This is a genomic window from Pseudomonas sp. YuFO20 (genome assembly GCF_035064975.1).
GTDB classification, from domain to species: Bacteria; Pseudomonadota; Gammaproteobacteria; order Pseudomonadales; family Pseudomonadaceae; genus Aquipseudomonas; species Aquipseudomonas putida_AE.
Window position 1 is genome coordinate 61,014 of the sequence record NZ_JAXDEO010000034.1, and the last position, 15,485, is coordinate 76,498.

Sequence of the window (15,485 nt, forward strand, 5' to 3'; positions counted from 1 at the left end):
GGCTGTCATTGCGCTGACAGTCCGCCCTTTTTTTTATCCTGTTATAGGATAAAAATACTCATCTACATAGAACTCGTTCGCAGCAGTTGTCTTTGGTTTTTTACTGGCTTTGGACGAGACGATGGTTATTATTAGCGCGCCGTCTTCACTGGTCGGCCTTCCGTCGATCTCGGTAACGAATTTTATCTCTGCTCTTGATGCATTTTGGAAATGGGCAGAGATGGTGTCTTCCGTCACCAGTGGGCGTGTGTTGCCATTGAGCCACAGATAAGTTTCTGGCTCGAGCGTGTTACGAATTTCGATTTTATTCGCTTTGCTCAGTGCTGAAACGTAGGTTTTATAATATTGCATGTAGCGCGAAGCCAGTTGAGCCGGTTTTGGCTCTGCCATGGCGTTGTTAATAATTACGCCATTCTTCAGGAGGGCGGACTCAATAACGGTTTTGTTGGCTTCAATGTTGTCCAGGCGAATCAGGCTGGCGTTGAATAGCTGGTGAACCAGTGCGTCCGTGCGAAGTTCAATCGTCTCGTTGTCGATGTCGCCGTCGATAATTTTTTTCACGGCCCTTTCAATGTGGTCTTTATGGAAGGCATCTAGAGTGATCCCTTTTCCCGAGTAAACGCTATGGCCAAGCGCAATCGTTGGCTTCTTGAGCAATATCGACTCCAGGCCCACGGTTGAGTTAATGATTACGTTCGCGACAGAATGCTTCAACATTGTGTGTAGATGCAGCGAATTATCAAACGTAATGCTCGGGTAGCGCGCCTGCAACTCCGACAGGGTTATCGTGTTCTCAGGGTGCGGGCGGCAAACTATTTTTATGCCGGTGCGACGGGAAACATGTTTTAGATCGTCGATAACCTCAACCATCTTTTTATAGATGGGCGAATTGAGAATGATGTTCGAATCGCCCTCAATCTGCATTGGGAAAAAAATGTACTGGCTCGTTGGTGTCAGGCCGATGCGCTCAAGAACGTTTTCACGGGATAGAGTGTTATCCGCGTCTTTACCAACAATAGTCTTGCCTTGAGTAGAGAACTGCTCAATGTATTTTCTTGCCGTCGCCCGTTCGGTGTCGTTGATCAGTGGCAAGTAACTTCCGGCAATATAGCTCTTGAAGTTTACCCCCTGTGGATCAAATACAAGCGTATCAGGTAACAGTCCGCGCTCGACGTGGAAGATAGGCAAGTTCGAAATTTTCGCTGCGACTTTCATAAGGAAAATGAAGTGCGGTCCATTACCATTCCAGCCAACCATGAAGTCAGGAGACGTTTTGGCGATTCTGCGCAGAATGGAGTCAAGAATCAAAATAGCATGCGCTGCCACATCGATAAGTTTCTTGCCTTCAAAGTGCTCAGGGAACATCTCTTTGTATGTGTTGATGTCGTCGGTAATATTGACGCCTCTGAGGGTAATGTTTATTTTTCCCTCTGAGTCGAGCTGAGTTTGAAGATCAGCTTTGATACTGGCTCTTTTTTTCTTGTCCAGGTCAGGTCTTGTTGCGTGCGCCAGATAACCTTCAGACAGGAAGCGGTTGGTACGCGCCGAGTCCATTGTTACGAATTCGGAATAAATACCAAGTTTTTTGAAGTTTTCCGCTAGAGCTATCTTGTAGGAGATGAGGTAGTCGGCATCGGAGCTGTAAATAAGAGCTTTGGTGCGGCGCTGAACGGTGGTCTGCGGCATTGAAACCGGAGTATTTTCGCTTGGCATCAACTCGGGGCGATAGGTGAAGTCGTTGTTGATGATTGTGTTATAGCTTATTGCGGCCGTATTTTTGCTGTACATGCTTCTGGCAAGCAAGTAAGCACCCTTAGAGATTTTTGCGCGGTGAGCATTGTCAGTCAAAAGCTTGAGTACAGCTGCCGAAAAGCTGCTGTTATCATCTGTGATGATACAGTTCACGCCATCGGTGCCCTCAATACCATCCATCGAGAAGCTGGTAGCTACCAGGGGCATGCCGTGAGAGAAGGCTTCAATGTTTTTGACTTTCATGCCTGCGCCGCTCACGATCGGTGAGATAACAACTTTTGAGGCGGCGTAAGTGTTGGTCAAGTTTTCTACTCGACCCAAGTATAGAATGCTGTCGTTTTTTAGGGCTTTTACCGAAGCGATATTGCTCACTTCGCCAGCAATGGCAAGGCGGACGCCAGGCATCGCCTTTCGAATGGCTGGCAGGCAGTGACGAATAAAGTTTTTGATTCCCTCTGCGTTAAACGGCGACGCAGATCCGACGAAAAGAATATCGTATATTTCTTTTCCCGGGATGTGTTTGCGTTGGAAATCATTGAATGCAGGAAGCGTCAGGATTTTCTGTTCTGGCAGCCTTTCCTTGATTTCCCTGGTTTCGTTCGGGTTGATCGAAATGACATATTCATATTTCGAGAGAAGACCAAACTCTTCGGCCTCGAATTTTTTCATGTCTATTTGCTTTTTAAACGTCCCGCTTTTTATCGCGGCATTAATGATGCTCGTTTGGATGTCGTGCGTGTCAACAATTTTAATCCCGCGATAGCTGCTCGGAATCGCACGGTCAAGCTTTACGTAGTTGACCAGGATATGGCTTGGATTGATTTCCTTAACCATCTGGTGAACAAGTTTTTTGTAACTGTCCGGACAGGAGTCTCTGTTGGATACCTGGCCCTTGTCGGTGAGCTTGTGGAATTTTGTGAGAATCGGATTGGCAGGTTGCTTGTTGAACCTCGGGTGCCTTCTTACTTCCACTGCCTCGATAGTGGGGTAGTGGTTCTTTATTTCCGCTTGAACGGAGGCCGAGCTTCTATCCTCTTGATTGAAGTTCAAGATGGCCAGCGAAACCTTGTGTCCCGCTTCGAGAAGTACTTTCAGAGTCTGGTCGATACGGCTCTGGTTGCCCTTGAAAACCGGAAACGGGATTTCAGGAGTAAGAACGAGGATGTGCTTTTCTTGTTTCATGAGACTAGGTTTACCAATGAGGAAATGGAGATAGGTATTCATGCGGGTTCGGTGGCTACGTCTACTCGACCGTACCTATCTTCAAATCGGACGATGTCGTCCTCGCCCAAATATCCGCCTGATTGAACTTCAATCATTTCCAGAGGGATTTTCCCGGGGTTCTCAAGCGCGTGGACGACGCCTACTGGGATGTAAGTCGACTGATTTTCGGTCAGCAGTATCTGCTTGTCGCCAATCGATACTTTCGCCGTGCCAGTCACGACAATCCAGTGTTCTGCGCGGTGATGATGCATCTGTACCGAGAGCTTCTGCCCTGGTGCAACAGTGATGCGCTTCACCTGATAGCGCGGACCATGGTCAATGGAGTCGTAGGCACCCCACGGGCGATACACCTTACGGTGATTGGTCGCTTCAGTGCGTGCGCTCTGTTTAATGCGATCAACCAGCAGTTTTACGTCCTGCGCCTTGTCCTTGGCCGCAACCATCACAGCGTCTGCGGTTTCGACCACAATGACGTCATCCAGGCCCAGTACGGACACCATGCGGTGCTCAGCGTGAACATAGGCATTGCGCGTGGCTTCGAGCATGACGTCGCCGCGGGATGCATTTCCCTGGGAGTCCTTTTCGGCGATTTCCCAGACTGCCGACCATGAGCCGACATCGTTCCACCCGGCGTCCAGAGGGACCACTGACACCTGGTTGGATCGTTCCATCACGGCATAGTCGATGGAAATGTTTTCTGCAGTTGCAAAGGCCATGGTGTCCAGGCGGGTGAAGTCCAGGTCTTCCTTGGCATTTCTCAGCGCCGCCTGCACGGCATCCAGCACTTGCGGGGCGTGTTCTTCCAATTGAGCGAGCATGCTTGATGCCTGGAACAGGAACATGCCGCTGTTCCAATAATACCGGCCATCAGCCAGGTATTGCTCTGCAGTGGCGAGGTCCGGTTTTTCAACAAATTCTTGAACAGCCTGAATTTCGTCGGATTTCTCTGCGACGCGAATGTAGCCGTAACCGGTTTCGGCTTTGTTCGGTACGATCCCGAACGTCACTATCCGGCCGTCACGCGCTGCGGGGGCGCCTGTTTCGAAAGCCTTGTGCAGCGCATCAAGATCATCGAAGACGTGGTCGGCAGGCAACACCAGCAGCAATTCGTCCCTGCCCGAAGCCAAGGCCTTCACGACCGCTGCAGCAATGGCGGGGGCGGTGTTACGACCGATCGGCTCGAGCAAAATAGCCTGGGGGTTGATGCCCAGTGCGCGGCACTGTTCAGCCACCAGGAAACGGTGGTCTTCGTTACTCACAACGATCGGGGTCAGCGGTCCATCCTGGATGCCCGCCAACCGCGACAACGTCGCCTGGAACAACGACTGGTCGCCGTTGAGTGTGAGGAACTGCTTTGGGTGCATGGCACGCGAAAGCGGCCAGAGCCTGGAGCCTGAGCCACCAGAAAGTATTACCGGGATCATGTAATTTCCCTATCGCTGATCAAATTTCAAAGGTTACTTGTAAGCGCCAACCGTGCGGCCCAACACCATGGTCTGTACGATTGGCGAGATAACTTTTTGCCACTCGTAAATCGCGGCGTTGGTCACGTAAATGGTGTCATCCGGTTTGATCATGATCTGGCGGGCGTAGAAAACCGCTGCCGGATCACGCATGTCCAGGCGCAGGACTGTTGGTTTCGGGTTGGTTCCTTCACCCATGCGGAACACGAATACGCCTTCCGGGTTAGCGTTGGCTTCTCGTAGTCCGCCGACGCTGCCCAGTGCATCAAGCAAGCTGGTGTTCTGTGCTGGCAGGTCTTTGAGGCCTGGTTCGCCAACCGCGCCCATGGCGACGAAGCGTTGACGCGCACGGTCCAGCACTACTTCCGAGTTAGGACGCAGGACCATGTTGTTGCCGGCCAATACGTCCTCATAGTTGAACTGCTGAACCTGGCTGCCTGTACGCACCGTGACGTTGACCAGATGGGGCTCCATGACTGGACCGCCAGCCTGGTTGACGGCATCCAGCAGCGTCAGTGGACCTTGCAGGGTGCTGAAGCGGCCAGGGGATTTGACCGCACCGGCTACCAATACCGAGCCCGACAGGTCACCGACCAGTTCAACGTGGGTCTGCACGTCGGTGGTCACGCCTTTGAGCTGTTTGCGGATCATGTTCTCAACTTCGTTGAGCGTCATGCCAGCGACGAACTGACGGCCGACGTAGGGCAGGGAGATCATGCCTTGGTCGTCGATGCGAGTCTTAAGCTGCGTACCACCAGCGGACAGCGGGGCGAACAGCGCCGAGCCTTCAGGTGCGTTGTCGGTGATCAGCACGTTGAGAATGTCACCGGCCATCAGCCGCGCCGAGGGGGCGACGGGCTTGGCGATGCTCGATTGCATCGGGCGTACTGCACCGCGCATGTACGGCGCTATGGTGCTGGCGTTGATCTCGACCAGGTTGTACGGCTGGTTTTTGCTTTCGATATCGCCCTTGTAAGGGCCGGCGCCCGACAAGGTGCCGCCGCATCCGGCCAGACCCAGGGTTGCCAGGGTCAATGCTGCCAGTGTCAGGTTGAACTTGTGGGAGACTACAAGGGATTTAATCACGGTGATCCTCGATCGAAGCCAGGATGAAGCGGGTTATGCCGTACAGCATGAGCAGGGCTAGCAAGATGGTTGCCAGGTTGTAAAGACGCTCTGGGTACAGGGCCAGTTGGGGGCTGTTCGGGCTGACCACGGTGACCAGGGTGCGGATTTTCTTGCTGGCCTCAATACGGGCATTGTCGAGGGCGGCGACTGCGGTTTTATAGCTCTCTTCAGCGATGCCGGCGTCTAGGGTCAACTGTTGGAAGCGCGAGGCGACAACGTTCAGCTGGGAGCCGTCGGGGGACGAAACTAGCAGACGTTTTTCCTTGGCCAGTTGCTGGGTGATGGCACTGACCTTCTGCTTTTGCTGTTTAACCTGCGGCGAGTCAGGCAGCAGCTTGTAGAGCATTTCGGTGAGCACGGCCTGCTCTTTAGTGTACTGGCCTTCGAGGTCGGCAATGATGGTGGCGCGGCTTTGGGCCGTGTTGCCGCCATCCAGGACTTTGTTGTCATTCTGGAAGTCGATCAGTTCGGTTTTACGTTCGGCGTAGTTGGTGCGCGCCGTTTGCAGCTCGCCAGTGGCGAAATTCATCTGCTCGCGGGCAATGCTGTGGCTGACTTCGTTGACGAAGTGTTCGCTGGCTTCAAGGATGGCGCGCAGCATCTGCTCCGACAGTTCGGGGGTAAAGGCTTGTACCTCGACCCGAAGCAGACCGGTGGTTTCGTCGTAGTGGGCGGAAACCATGCGCTGGTAGTACTGGAGCAGGTCTTCACGCTCTGCGTCTTTGTTCAACCAGAAGAAAATATCGTTGCGCTGGGCGGCGTATTGCTCGATCCAGTGCAAGCGTTCTTCCAGCAATAGCATCATGTCCATCGACACGATGTATTCCCGCAGGTACAAAGTTTCCTCCCTGGAAGCCGGGTTCGTACCGGTCAGCAGGGTGGCCAGTCCGGGCATAGCGGCACTCTGGTTGCCGCCATCCTGGCGGACCACCACCTGGGCGGAGCTGACATATCGATCGATGGCGAACATGCCGTAATAGATGGCCGCCAAGGCCAGTGGCAGAACCACCAGGCCAATTGCCAGGCGCCAGCCCTTGAGTTTACCCGTACTGCTCATATGTGATGCATCCTTGAAGTGGAACGGTGCTGCGATATAAGGGGGGGTGTGTGGTCAGGTGTTGTAGGCCTTGATGCCTTCGGCGACGTCGTCGTAAATCTGGACACCGCCGTCGCGCACCAGTAGCACGACGTCACAGAGCTTTTGGATTTCGGGCATGCTGTGGGAAACCAGCACCACTTTGGATTTCTTCAGGCGCTCTTCGAACACGTCAGCGCATTTGCGCTTGAACTGGGCATCACCCACCGACATCACTTCGTCGATCAGGTAGTAGTCAAAGTCGAAGGCCATGCTCAGGCCGAACGCCAGGCGCGAACGCATGCCGGAGGAGTAGGTCTTGACGGGTTCATCGATCCAACTGCCGATTTCGGCAAAGTCTTCGACGTAGGCAACCTTTGCACGCATGGCGTCGCCGACCGCACCGTAGACGCGGCTGACGAACTTGATGTTCTCGCGGCCGGTCATGCTGCCCTGGAAGCCACCGGACAAACCGACTGGCCAGGAAATGCTCTTGTTGGTGGCAATGGTGCCGGAGTCCGGCACATCGGCACCGCCCAGCAGGCGAACCAGGGTCGATTTGCCCGCGCCATTGCGGCCGATCAGGCCGATGTTCTTGTCGGCGGGGATCTTCAGCGACAGGTCACGGAAAACATGGCGACGCCCTTTGGGGGTCAGGTAAGACTTGGTGATATTTCTGAGCTCGAACACGGTAAGCCTGCGGTTAGCCGTTCTTGGTGGAGATCAAATGCAGTCGACGAACCCGGTATGTGCCGAGCGATACGAATAGCAAAACCAGGGTGACAGCGACCACGTACTCAAGAGAGACGCCATCGACGGGCACGTAGTAAGGGAAGATCTCGGCGCGGATCAGTTCCAGCAAGTGCAGGAACGGGTTGAGCAATAGCAGGGGCAGCATCGCGTGAGGCAGATAGGCTGCGGGTATCAGGACGCCGGAAATGAAATACAGCGGGAAAAACATCATGCGGATGAATATCTTGCTGCCCGGAATCGCGTGAGCAATCAACGCCAGCAGCATGCCCAGGCCAAAGGCAAACAGCAGCCCCAGCAGAATAGTCAGTACCCATTGGATGGGAGCCTTGACCGACATGTCGAAGCCGTACCAGGCGAAGCCGAACACCAGGATGGCGTAGACCAGGGCGGAGATGCTGAACTCCACCAGGACCCGGGCGATGAAAGTGTCGAGGGGTTTGATTTGCTTGTAGGCAAACAGCGAGCGGTTTTCCTTGGGGCTGTCCATCAAGCGCAACGCTGTGTTGCGAAACAGCAGGAAGGGTGCGAGTCCAACCAGAACGAAAACGGGAAATTCGAGTCCGACTACCGTTCTGCCGCGAATCAGAGCGAACAGCGTACTCAAGATCAATAGGTGGGCAATCGGCTCAAGTAACGTCCACACCGCACCCATGCGGCTCGCACCTATACGCGCGCGCGCTTCACGCAGCACCAGGGCGAAAATGACGGATTTTTTGATTTGCAGGGAGGAGCGGGGCTTCAGCATGATTTACCGCACAGCACAACAACGCGATAAACGCGTTGCTTGAATTCATTTTCAGAAGACTATCTGCCAATGTAGGGCAGATTGATTCCATTCGTGGGGCGGGAGGTTAAACGCTGGGCCTGACAGGAGTCAAGCTGCGTAGTTCCCTACCGATAACCGGCTGTATTTGCCATCGGGGAGGGCATTTTGACAGATTTGACCTTTTTGTCAGAACTCGATGAGTGATGGCTCAGGTGGCCATCATTGGGTAAGTGAATAAACCAAAGTGCAGCAGATTCAAACCGAAGTGAGTGGCAATGGCGGCGGCCAGTCCGCCGAATCGATAGGCCAGTCCGTAACCAATGCCCGCCAGGGTCGCCAGCAAAATCCATTGCCAGCCAGCGCCCCAATGGGCCATTCCGAACAGAAGCGCGGCGATCAGCAGGGCAAGATATTCGCCATAGGGCAGATGCTGGAAGCGTCGGCTCAGGCCTCCTTGCAGGTAACCGCGAAACAGCGCTTCTTCTACCAATGTCACCAGCAGCAGGTTGTTGTTTATCCACAACCACGCCTGGGGCGGCCATTTCGGTGCCCACTCGACTATCCCCACAAGCCATGCGCTTCCCAGCGTAACGATTGCCGTCAGGCTCAGGATCAGGGCACCTGCCTTCAATGCTTGCAGCACCGAGTGGCGGCCGATAATCCATGGGCATATGAGCAGCAGCCAGAAACCTATCAGCGGTTTATCCAGATTGAGGTTCATCGAGAAGGGCGTGGCGTTCTCGGTGAAGCGTTCCTGGTCGATCATTCGGGCGTTGTGAAATCCCGGCCACCAATGCAGCGCCAGGGTGAGGGCCAGGAGGATGAACAGGGCGTGGCCAAGATAGCGGCCGTAGCGGATGTGTTGTTGCTGGACGGCGAATCCGGCGAGTAGCAGCAGGAGAATGGCGATGCTCGCCTGGGCGGTGATTTGCCCGTAGGTGAGTGCCAGGACATAGCCGGCAGAGAGGAGTGTCAGGTATGGCCAGGGCATTACGAGCATTAACGTTTCCTTGTTTCAGGTGAGCTCGCTTTAATGTGGGGCATTTAGGCAGATATGGCCGTGGGTCTGCAATTGTGGTGCTGTGTGTTAGTGCGTAAAACAGAGTGTGTGACTATGTTTAAAGGTACCTGACATTTTTTGGAAAGGTGCTCTGCCAAATCCTGCTGGAAAAAGGGGAAGCATATGACAATTTGGTCCGTGATCTCTGTGACGTTGTTGATGTTGATGCCTCTTATGACCCTGGTTACTTCGTTAAGGGGGTGGGTCATGCATTTCAAAATTGAAGGCGACACCGAGTACTAGTTGCGGTTTGACCAGGTACTGGTCCTTTCAAGAGCGCTAACACTGAGCACAGGGATGTGGTTCCCCCGCAAATATGGAATTTTGTGCGTAGTGCTATTCCCTTCAAAGCTGCGCGCCTGTTGGCAGATCTGTCGACTGGGCGGTCGTCTTCGCTGGCAAGCCAGCTCCTACAGGGGGCTGAATGCATTCGAAATCAGGTCGGCCGGTAGGCGCCTTGCTTTTGCATGTTCGCCAAGCGTGGTAACTGTGCTGCTGAGGAGCCTCAGCACAGGGTCGAGGCTCAATGAACGGCCGACGACCTTGGGACAGGCACGCGATCAAACCTGGAAACTTCTTTGATCCAGAATCGACGGTATTCGGTTTGGTCTGGTGCCAACGGCTTGTGATTTGACCAGGCGTGTCCTGTTTTCAAGCTTTCGCGATACGCTTCCCACTCTTTTTCTTCGGCGATTTCCTTCGCCTTTTTCTCATCGTCGAACCAACCAAGAACATACACTTCGCCTTGATCGATTCCGTGCTCGATCAATAGATAAATCTCTTTCATACGCTAAACCCGTACCGACAAATTTTAAAATACCCTACCACAGCGTATTGCCCTGGCTATCGGCAGGGGATTTCGTTTCTTGAGTAAATGTGGGGCGCTGGGTCTTGGATAGTCGTTTTTGGTTGAGATATCAGGCGGTCCAGTGAATCTCGCAGGCGTTCTGACTCGCGGTGATCACCTGGAAGACAATCATCGGCTGTCAGGGCGCCTTCGCTGGCAAGCCAGCTCCTACAGTGGTTTTGGGTACAGTCGCGAGGGAATGGTTGGCTGTGAGGGCGCCTTCGCTGGCAAGCCAGCTCCTACAGTGGATTTTGGGTACAGTCGCGAGGGAATGGTTGGCTGTGAGGGCGCCTTCGCTGGCAAGCCAGCTCCTACAGGGGGTTGGGTACAGTCGCGAGGGAATGGTTGGCTGTGAGGGCGCTATCGCCAGCAGGCTGGCTCCCACAGTGGATCGGGTGTATCCCGGGGCGATTGGTTGGCTGTGAGGGTGCCATCGCTGGCAAGCCAGCTCCTACAGTGGTTTTGGGTACAGTCGCGAGGGAATGGTTGGCTGTTAGGGCGCCTTCGCTGGCAAGCCAGTTCCTACGGGGGGTTGGGTGCAGTCGTGAGGGAATGGTCGGCTTTGAGGGTGCCATCGCTGGCAAGCCGGCTCCTGCAGGGGGGTGGGTGCTGCCGCAGGGGAATGGTGGGCTGTTAGGGCGCCATCGCCAGCAGGGTGGCTCCCACAGTGGATTGAGTGCATTCGCAAGTAATTAGTTGGTTGTAAGGATGCCTTCGCCGGCAAGGTGCTTGGATGGCAGGTTGTAAGGGAGGGCGTCAGGCGCCGTTACCGATGCAACAGCGCCTGAAGCCTCAACACTTATTGTCCCGCGCTTACGACGCAATCAACTGCCGCAACACATAATGCAAGATCCCCCCCGACTTGAAGTACTCCACCTCATTAAGCGTATCAATCCTGCACAACACTTCGATTTTTTCCCGGCTGCCGTTTTCGCGGGTGATGACCAAGGTCAGGTTCATCCGTGGGGTTAGTTCGACGCCGGTCAGGCCGAGGATGTCCAGGGTTTCGCGGCCGGTCAGGTTCAGGCTCTTGCGGTTCTGGTCGAGCTTGAACTGCAGCGGTAGCACGCCCATGCCCACCAGGTTGGAGCGGTGGATGCGCTCGAAGCTTTCGGCGATGACGGCCTTGATGCCCAGCAGGTTGGTGCCCTTGGCGGCCCAGTCGCGGCTGGAACCGGTGCCGTATTCCTGGCCGGCGATGACCACCAGTGGGGTGCCGGAGGCTTGGTAGCGCATGGCGGCGTCGTAGATCGGCAGTTTTTCGCCGGTGGGGATGTAGTAGGTGTTGCCGCCTTCTTCGCCGTGGAGCATTTCGTTGCGAATGCGGATGTTGGCGAAGGTGCCGCGCATCATCACCTGGTGGTTGCCGCGGCGTGAGCCGTAGGAGTTGAAGTCGCGCGGTTCCACGCCTTTTTCCCGCAGGTACTGGCCTGCGGGGCTGTCGGCCTTGATGTTACCGGCGGGGGAGATGTGGTCGGTGGTCACCGAGTCGCCGAGCAGGGCGAGGATGCGCGCGCCGCTGACGTCCTTGACCACCGGTGGCGGGCCGCCGATGTCGTCGAAGAACGGTGGATGCTGGATGTAGGTCGAGTCGTCCTGCCAGACGTAGGTGGCCGCTTGCGGCACTTCGATGGCTTGCCATTGTTCGTCGCCGGCGAACACTTCGGCGTATTCCTTGTGGAACATGGCGGTATTGACCCGCTCGACCGCTTCGGCGATTTCCTGGCTGCTGGGCCAGATGTCGCGCAGGTACACCGGGTTGCCGTTTTGGTCTTCGCCCAGGGGCTCGCGGCTGAGGTCGATGCGTACGGTGCCGGCCAGGGCATAGGCGACCACCAGCGGTGGCGAGGCCAGCCAGTTGGTTTTCACCAGCGGGTGGACTCGGCCCTCGAAGTTGCGGTTGCCCGACAGCACCGAGGCTACGGTCAGGTCGGCTTTCTGGATGGCTTTTTCGATGGGTTCCGGCAGTGGCCCGGAATTGCCGATGCAGGTGGTGCAGCCATAACCGACCAGGGCAAAACCCAGGGTATCGAGGTACTGCGTCAGGTCGGCGGCCTTGTAGTAGTCGGTAACCACTTTGGAGCCGGGGGCCAGCGAGCTTTTCACCCAGGGTTTGCGCCGCAGGCCTTTTTCCACGGCTTTTTTCGCCAGCAGCCCGGCCGCCATCATCACGCTCGGGTTGGAGGTGTTGGTGCAGGAGGTGATGGCGGCGATCACCACCGCGCCGTTTTTCAGGCGAATGGTCTGGCCTTCGAATTCGTAGTCCACTTCGCCGGCCATGTCCGCGTTACCCACGGCCACGCCGCCGCCACCTTCGCTTTCCAGGCGGCCTTCTTCCTTGCTGGTGGGTTTGAGTTGCAGGCCGATGAAGTCGCTGAACGCTTGTGCGACGTTCGGCAGCGAGACGCGGTCTTGCGGGCGCTTGGGCCCGGCGAGGCTGGCTTCGACGCTGGCCAGGTCCAGGGCCAGGCTGTCGGTGAATTGCGGTTCCTTGCCCGGCAGGCGCCACAGGCCCTGGGCCTTGCTGTAGGCCTCGACCAGTTTGACCGTGGCGTCGGGGCGGCCGGACAGGCGCAGGTAGCTCAAGGTCACGTCGTCCACCGGGAAGAAGCCGCAGGTGGCGCCGTACTCCGGCGCCATGTTGGCGATGGTCGCGCGGTCGGCCAGGGGCAGGTCGGCCAGACCGTCGCCGTAGAACTCGACGAATTTGCCGACCACACCTTTCTTGCGCAGCATCTGGGTGACGGTCAGCACCAGGTCGGTGGCGGTGATGCCTTCCTTGAGTTTGCCGGTGAGCTTGAAACCGATCACTTCGGGAATCAGCATCGACACCGGTTGGCCGAGCATCGCCGCTTCGGCTTCGATGCCGCCGACGCCCCAGCCGAGTACGCCGAGGCCGTTGATCATGGTGGTGTGGGAGTCGGTGCCGACCAGGGTGTCGGGGAAGGCGTAGGTGCGGCCGTCTTCGTCCTTGGTCCAGACGGTGCGGCCCAGGTATTCCAGGTTGACCTGGTGGCAGATGCCTGTGCCTGGCGGCACCACGCTGAAGTTGTCGAAGGCGCTCTGGCCCCAGCGCAGGAAGGCGTATCGCTCGCCGTTGCGCTGCATTTCGATGTCGACGTTCTGTTCGAAGGCGCTGCTGGTGGCGAATTTGTCGACCATCACCGAATGGTCGATCACCAGGTCCACCGGCGACAGCGGGTTGATGCGCTGCGGGTCGCCGCCGGCCTTGGCCATGGCCGCGCGCATGGCGGCCAGGTCGACCACGGCGGGCACGCCGGTGAAGTCCTGCATCAGCACCCGCGCCGGGCGGTACTGGATTTCGCGGTCGGAGCGGCGCTCCTTGAGCCACGCGGCAATGGCCTTGAGGTCGGCGCCGGTGACGGTCTTGGCGTCTTCCCAGCGCAGCAGGTTTTCCAGCAGCACCTTGAGCGACATGGGCAGTGCGTCGAGGTCGCCGAGGCTCCTGGCGGCCTCCGGCAGGCTGTAATAGTGGTAGGTCTTGTCGTCGACTTGCAGGGTTTTAAGGGTCTTCAGGCTATCGAGGGACGGCATTACGGTCACTCCTTGGAGTCCGCACGGGTACGGACTGAGGGAACGGGCAGAGCATTAAACCTAGCCCTGTTTTAAGTAGCTGGCTAATAACTGGACTCTATGGGCAAGTCCGAGGTTCCGAAGTCGGCTATCATGCGCCGGTTTTCGTGACAGGCTTTGCGTTAGCGCAAGTCTGGGCATCGCGCAGTGGTTGAATGTCTCGCCATCTGCCCAGGAGTAAGAATGAACACCCTTTTCATGCATTGCCGGCCGGGCTTCGAAGGTGAAGTCTGTTCCGAGATTTCCGACCTCGCCGCACAACTGAACGTGGCCGGTTATGCCAAGGCCAAGGCGGCCAGCGCCTGCGCCGAGTTTGTCTGCACCGAAGAAGACGGCGCCGAGCGCCTGATGCGCGGGCAGCGTTTTACCAACCTGATCTTCCCGCGCCAGTGGGCCCGGGGGATCTTCATCGACCTGCCGGAGAGCGATCGCATCAGCGTGATCCTCGCGCACCTGGCGGATTTCCCGACCTGCGGCAGCCTGTGGCTGGAAGTGGTCGACACCAATGATGGCAAGGAGCTGTCGAATTTCTGCAAGAAGTTCGAAGGCCCGCTGCGCAAGGCGCTGACCGGCGCCGGCAAGCTGGTGGACGATGCGACCAAGCCGCGCCTGCTGTTGACGTTCAAGAGTGGCCGCGAAGTGTTCGTCGGCCTGGCGGAGTCGAACAACTCGGCGATGTGGCCGATGGGCATTCCGCGCCTGAAATTCCCCCGCGAGGCGCCGAGCCGTTCGACCTTGAAGCTCGAAGAGGCCTGGCACCATTTCATCCCGCGGGACCAGTGGGACGAGCGCCTGCACAGCGACATGACCGGTGTCGACCTGGGCGCGGCGCCCGGCGGCTGGACCTGGCAGCTGGTCAACCGTGGCATGCTGGTGACCGCCATAGATAACGGCCCGATGGCTGAAAGCCTGATGGACACCGGCCTGGTGCAGCATTTGATGGCCGACGGTTTCACCTTCAAGCCCAAGCAGCCGGTGGATTGGATGGTGTGCGACATTGTCGAGAAACCGGCTCGTAACGCGGCGATGCTGGAGGAGTGGATCGGCGAGGGGCATTGCCGCGAGGCGGTGGTCAACCTCAAGCTGCCGATGAAGCAGCGGTATGCCGAGGTGAAGCGTTTGCTGGAGCGTATTGCCGACGGTTTCAAGGCGCGGGGCATCAAGGTCGAGATCGGCTGCAAACAGCTGTACCACGACCGTGAGGAAGTGACCTGCCACCTGCGCCGCCTGGACGTGAAAAAAGCGAAATCCCGCTGAGACACGCGGCCCCATGTGGGAGCGGGCTTGCTCGCGAAGGCGTCGTGTCAGTCGACATCAACGCTGGTGACACACCGCTTTCGCGAGCAAGCCCGCTCCCACAGGACCGTGGTAATTCCACAAGGCCGGCGTAATGCCACAGATGACCGAACACCCGGCAATGGGCGACAATGCCGGCAAGTTTCAGGAGTGAATCATGAGTGAATTGCTTGATACGCCGGTAGACGGCACCCTCGACGCCACCGGCCTCAACTGCCCGGAGCCGGTGATGATGCTCCACCAGCACATCCGTGACCTGGTGCCCGGCGGCCTGCTCAAGGTGATCGCCACCGATCCGTCGACACGCCGCGACATCCCCAAGTTCTGCGTGTTTCTCGACCATGAGCTGGTGGGGCAGCATGAAGACGCCGGCACCTACCTCTACTGGATCCGCAAAAAATCCGACTGACCCACAAAACCTTGTAGGCGCTGGCTTGCCAGCGAAGACGGCCTATCAGCCACCATCAATGTTGACTGACACACCGCCTTCGCGAGCAAGCTCGCTCCTACAAGGTCATATCCGATTG

11 protein-coding genes are annotated in these 15,485 nt (G+C 56.9%); 2 read left to right on the top strand and 9 right to left on the bottom strand.

All coding sequences use genetic code 11. The features are described from left to right. Nucleotides 1–33: 33 nt before the first annotated feature. From SOP85_RS19585 to acnA, 9 genes are all read right to left on the bottom strand, one after another. Nucleotides 34–2,976, bottom strand: coding sequence for a glycosyltransferase (locus SOP85_RS19585; RefSeq protein WP_323608943.1), 2,943 nt, complete (start codon nucleotides 2,974–2,976; stop codon nucleotides 34–36). Next, nucleotides 2,973–4,400: a mannose-1-phosphate guanylyltransferase/mannose-6-phosphate isomerase gene (locus SOP85_RS19590; protein ID WP_323608944.1), complete on the bottom strand. Its 1,428-nt coding sequence runs from the start codon at nucleotides 4,398–4,400 to the stop codon at nucleotides 2,973–2,975. Before SOP85_RS19590 ends, SOP85_RS19585 begins: the two co-directional genes overlap by 4 nt. A 33-nt stretch (nucleotides 4,401–4,433) precedes the next feature. Further along, entirely contained in the window at nucleotides 4,434–5,525 is a 1,092-nt protein-coding gene (locus tag SOP85_RS19595; RefSeq protein ID WP_323608945.1) for a polysaccharide biosynthesis/export family protein, read from the bottom strand. Next, entirely contained in the window at nucleotides 5,518–6,624 is a 1,107-nt protein-coding gene (locus SOP85_RS19600) for an ABC transporter permease (protein ID WP_323608947.1), read from the bottom strand. Before SOP85_RS19600 ends, SOP85_RS19595 begins: the two co-directional genes overlap by 8 nt. A 54-nt stretch (nucleotides 6,625–6,678) precedes the next feature. After that, nucleotides 6,679–7,332 carry an ABC transporter ATP-binding protein gene (locus SOP85_RS19605; protein WP_323608948.1) on the bottom strand — a complete coding sequence of 218 codons (654 nt, stop codon included), beginning with the start codon at nucleotides 7,330–7,332 and terminating at the stop codon, nucleotides 6,679–6,681. A gap of 13 nt (nucleotides 7,333–7,345) precedes the next feature. Continuing rightward, nucleotides 7,346–8,140 carry an ABC transporter permease gene (locus SOP85_RS19610; protein WP_323627930.1) on the bottom strand — a complete coding sequence of 265 codons (795 nt, stop codon included), beginning with the start codon at nucleotides 8,138–8,140 and terminating at the stop codon, nucleotides 7,346–7,348. Between the two features lie 229 nt (nucleotides 8,141–8,369). Continuing rightward, nucleotides 8,370–9,161, bottom strand: coding sequence for a CPBP family intramembrane glutamic endopeptidase (locus tag SOP85_RS19615; RefSeq protein WP_323627932.1), 792 nt, complete (start codon nucleotides 9,159–9,161; stop codon nucleotides 8,370–8,372). A 583-nt stretch (nucleotides 9,162–9,744) separates the two neighbouring features. Then, nucleotides 9,745–10,008, bottom strand: a complete 264-nt coding sequence (locus tag SOP85_RS19620) for a hypothetical protein (RefSeq protein WP_323627935.1) — start codon at nucleotides 10,006–10,008, stop codon at nucleotides 9,745–9,747. A gap of 873 nt (nucleotides 10,009–10,881) precedes the next feature. After that, a complete protein-coding gene (gene acnA / locus SOP85_RS19625; protein WP_323627936.1) occupies nucleotides 10,882–13,623 on the bottom strand; it encodes an aconitate hydratase AcnA in 2,742 nt (913 codons plus the stop codon). A 222-nt stretch (nucleotides 13,624–13,845) separates the two neighbouring features. On the opposite strand from acnA, the gene rlmM reads away from it, so the two are divergent. Both rlmM and tusA read left to right on the top strand, forming a co-directional pair. Further along, the gene (rlmM, locus tag SOP85_RS19630; RefSeq protein WP_323627937.1) at nucleotides 13,846–14,919 is read left to right on the top strand and encodes a 23S rRNA (cytidine(2498)-2'-O)-methyltransferase RlmM; all 1,074 of its coding nucleotides are present in this window, start codon (nucleotides 13,846–13,848) and stop codon (nucleotides 14,917–14,919) included. Nucleotides 14,920–15,115: 196 nt separating this feature from the next. Continuing rightward, nucleotides 15,116–15,367 (top strand): sulfurtransferase TusA, encoded by a 252-nt coding sequence (tusA, locus tag SOP85_RS19635; protein WP_274077684.1) that lies wholly within the window; start codon nucleotides 15,116–15,118, stop codon nucleotides 15,365–15,367. Nucleotides 15,368–15,485: the final 118 nt, after the last annotated feature.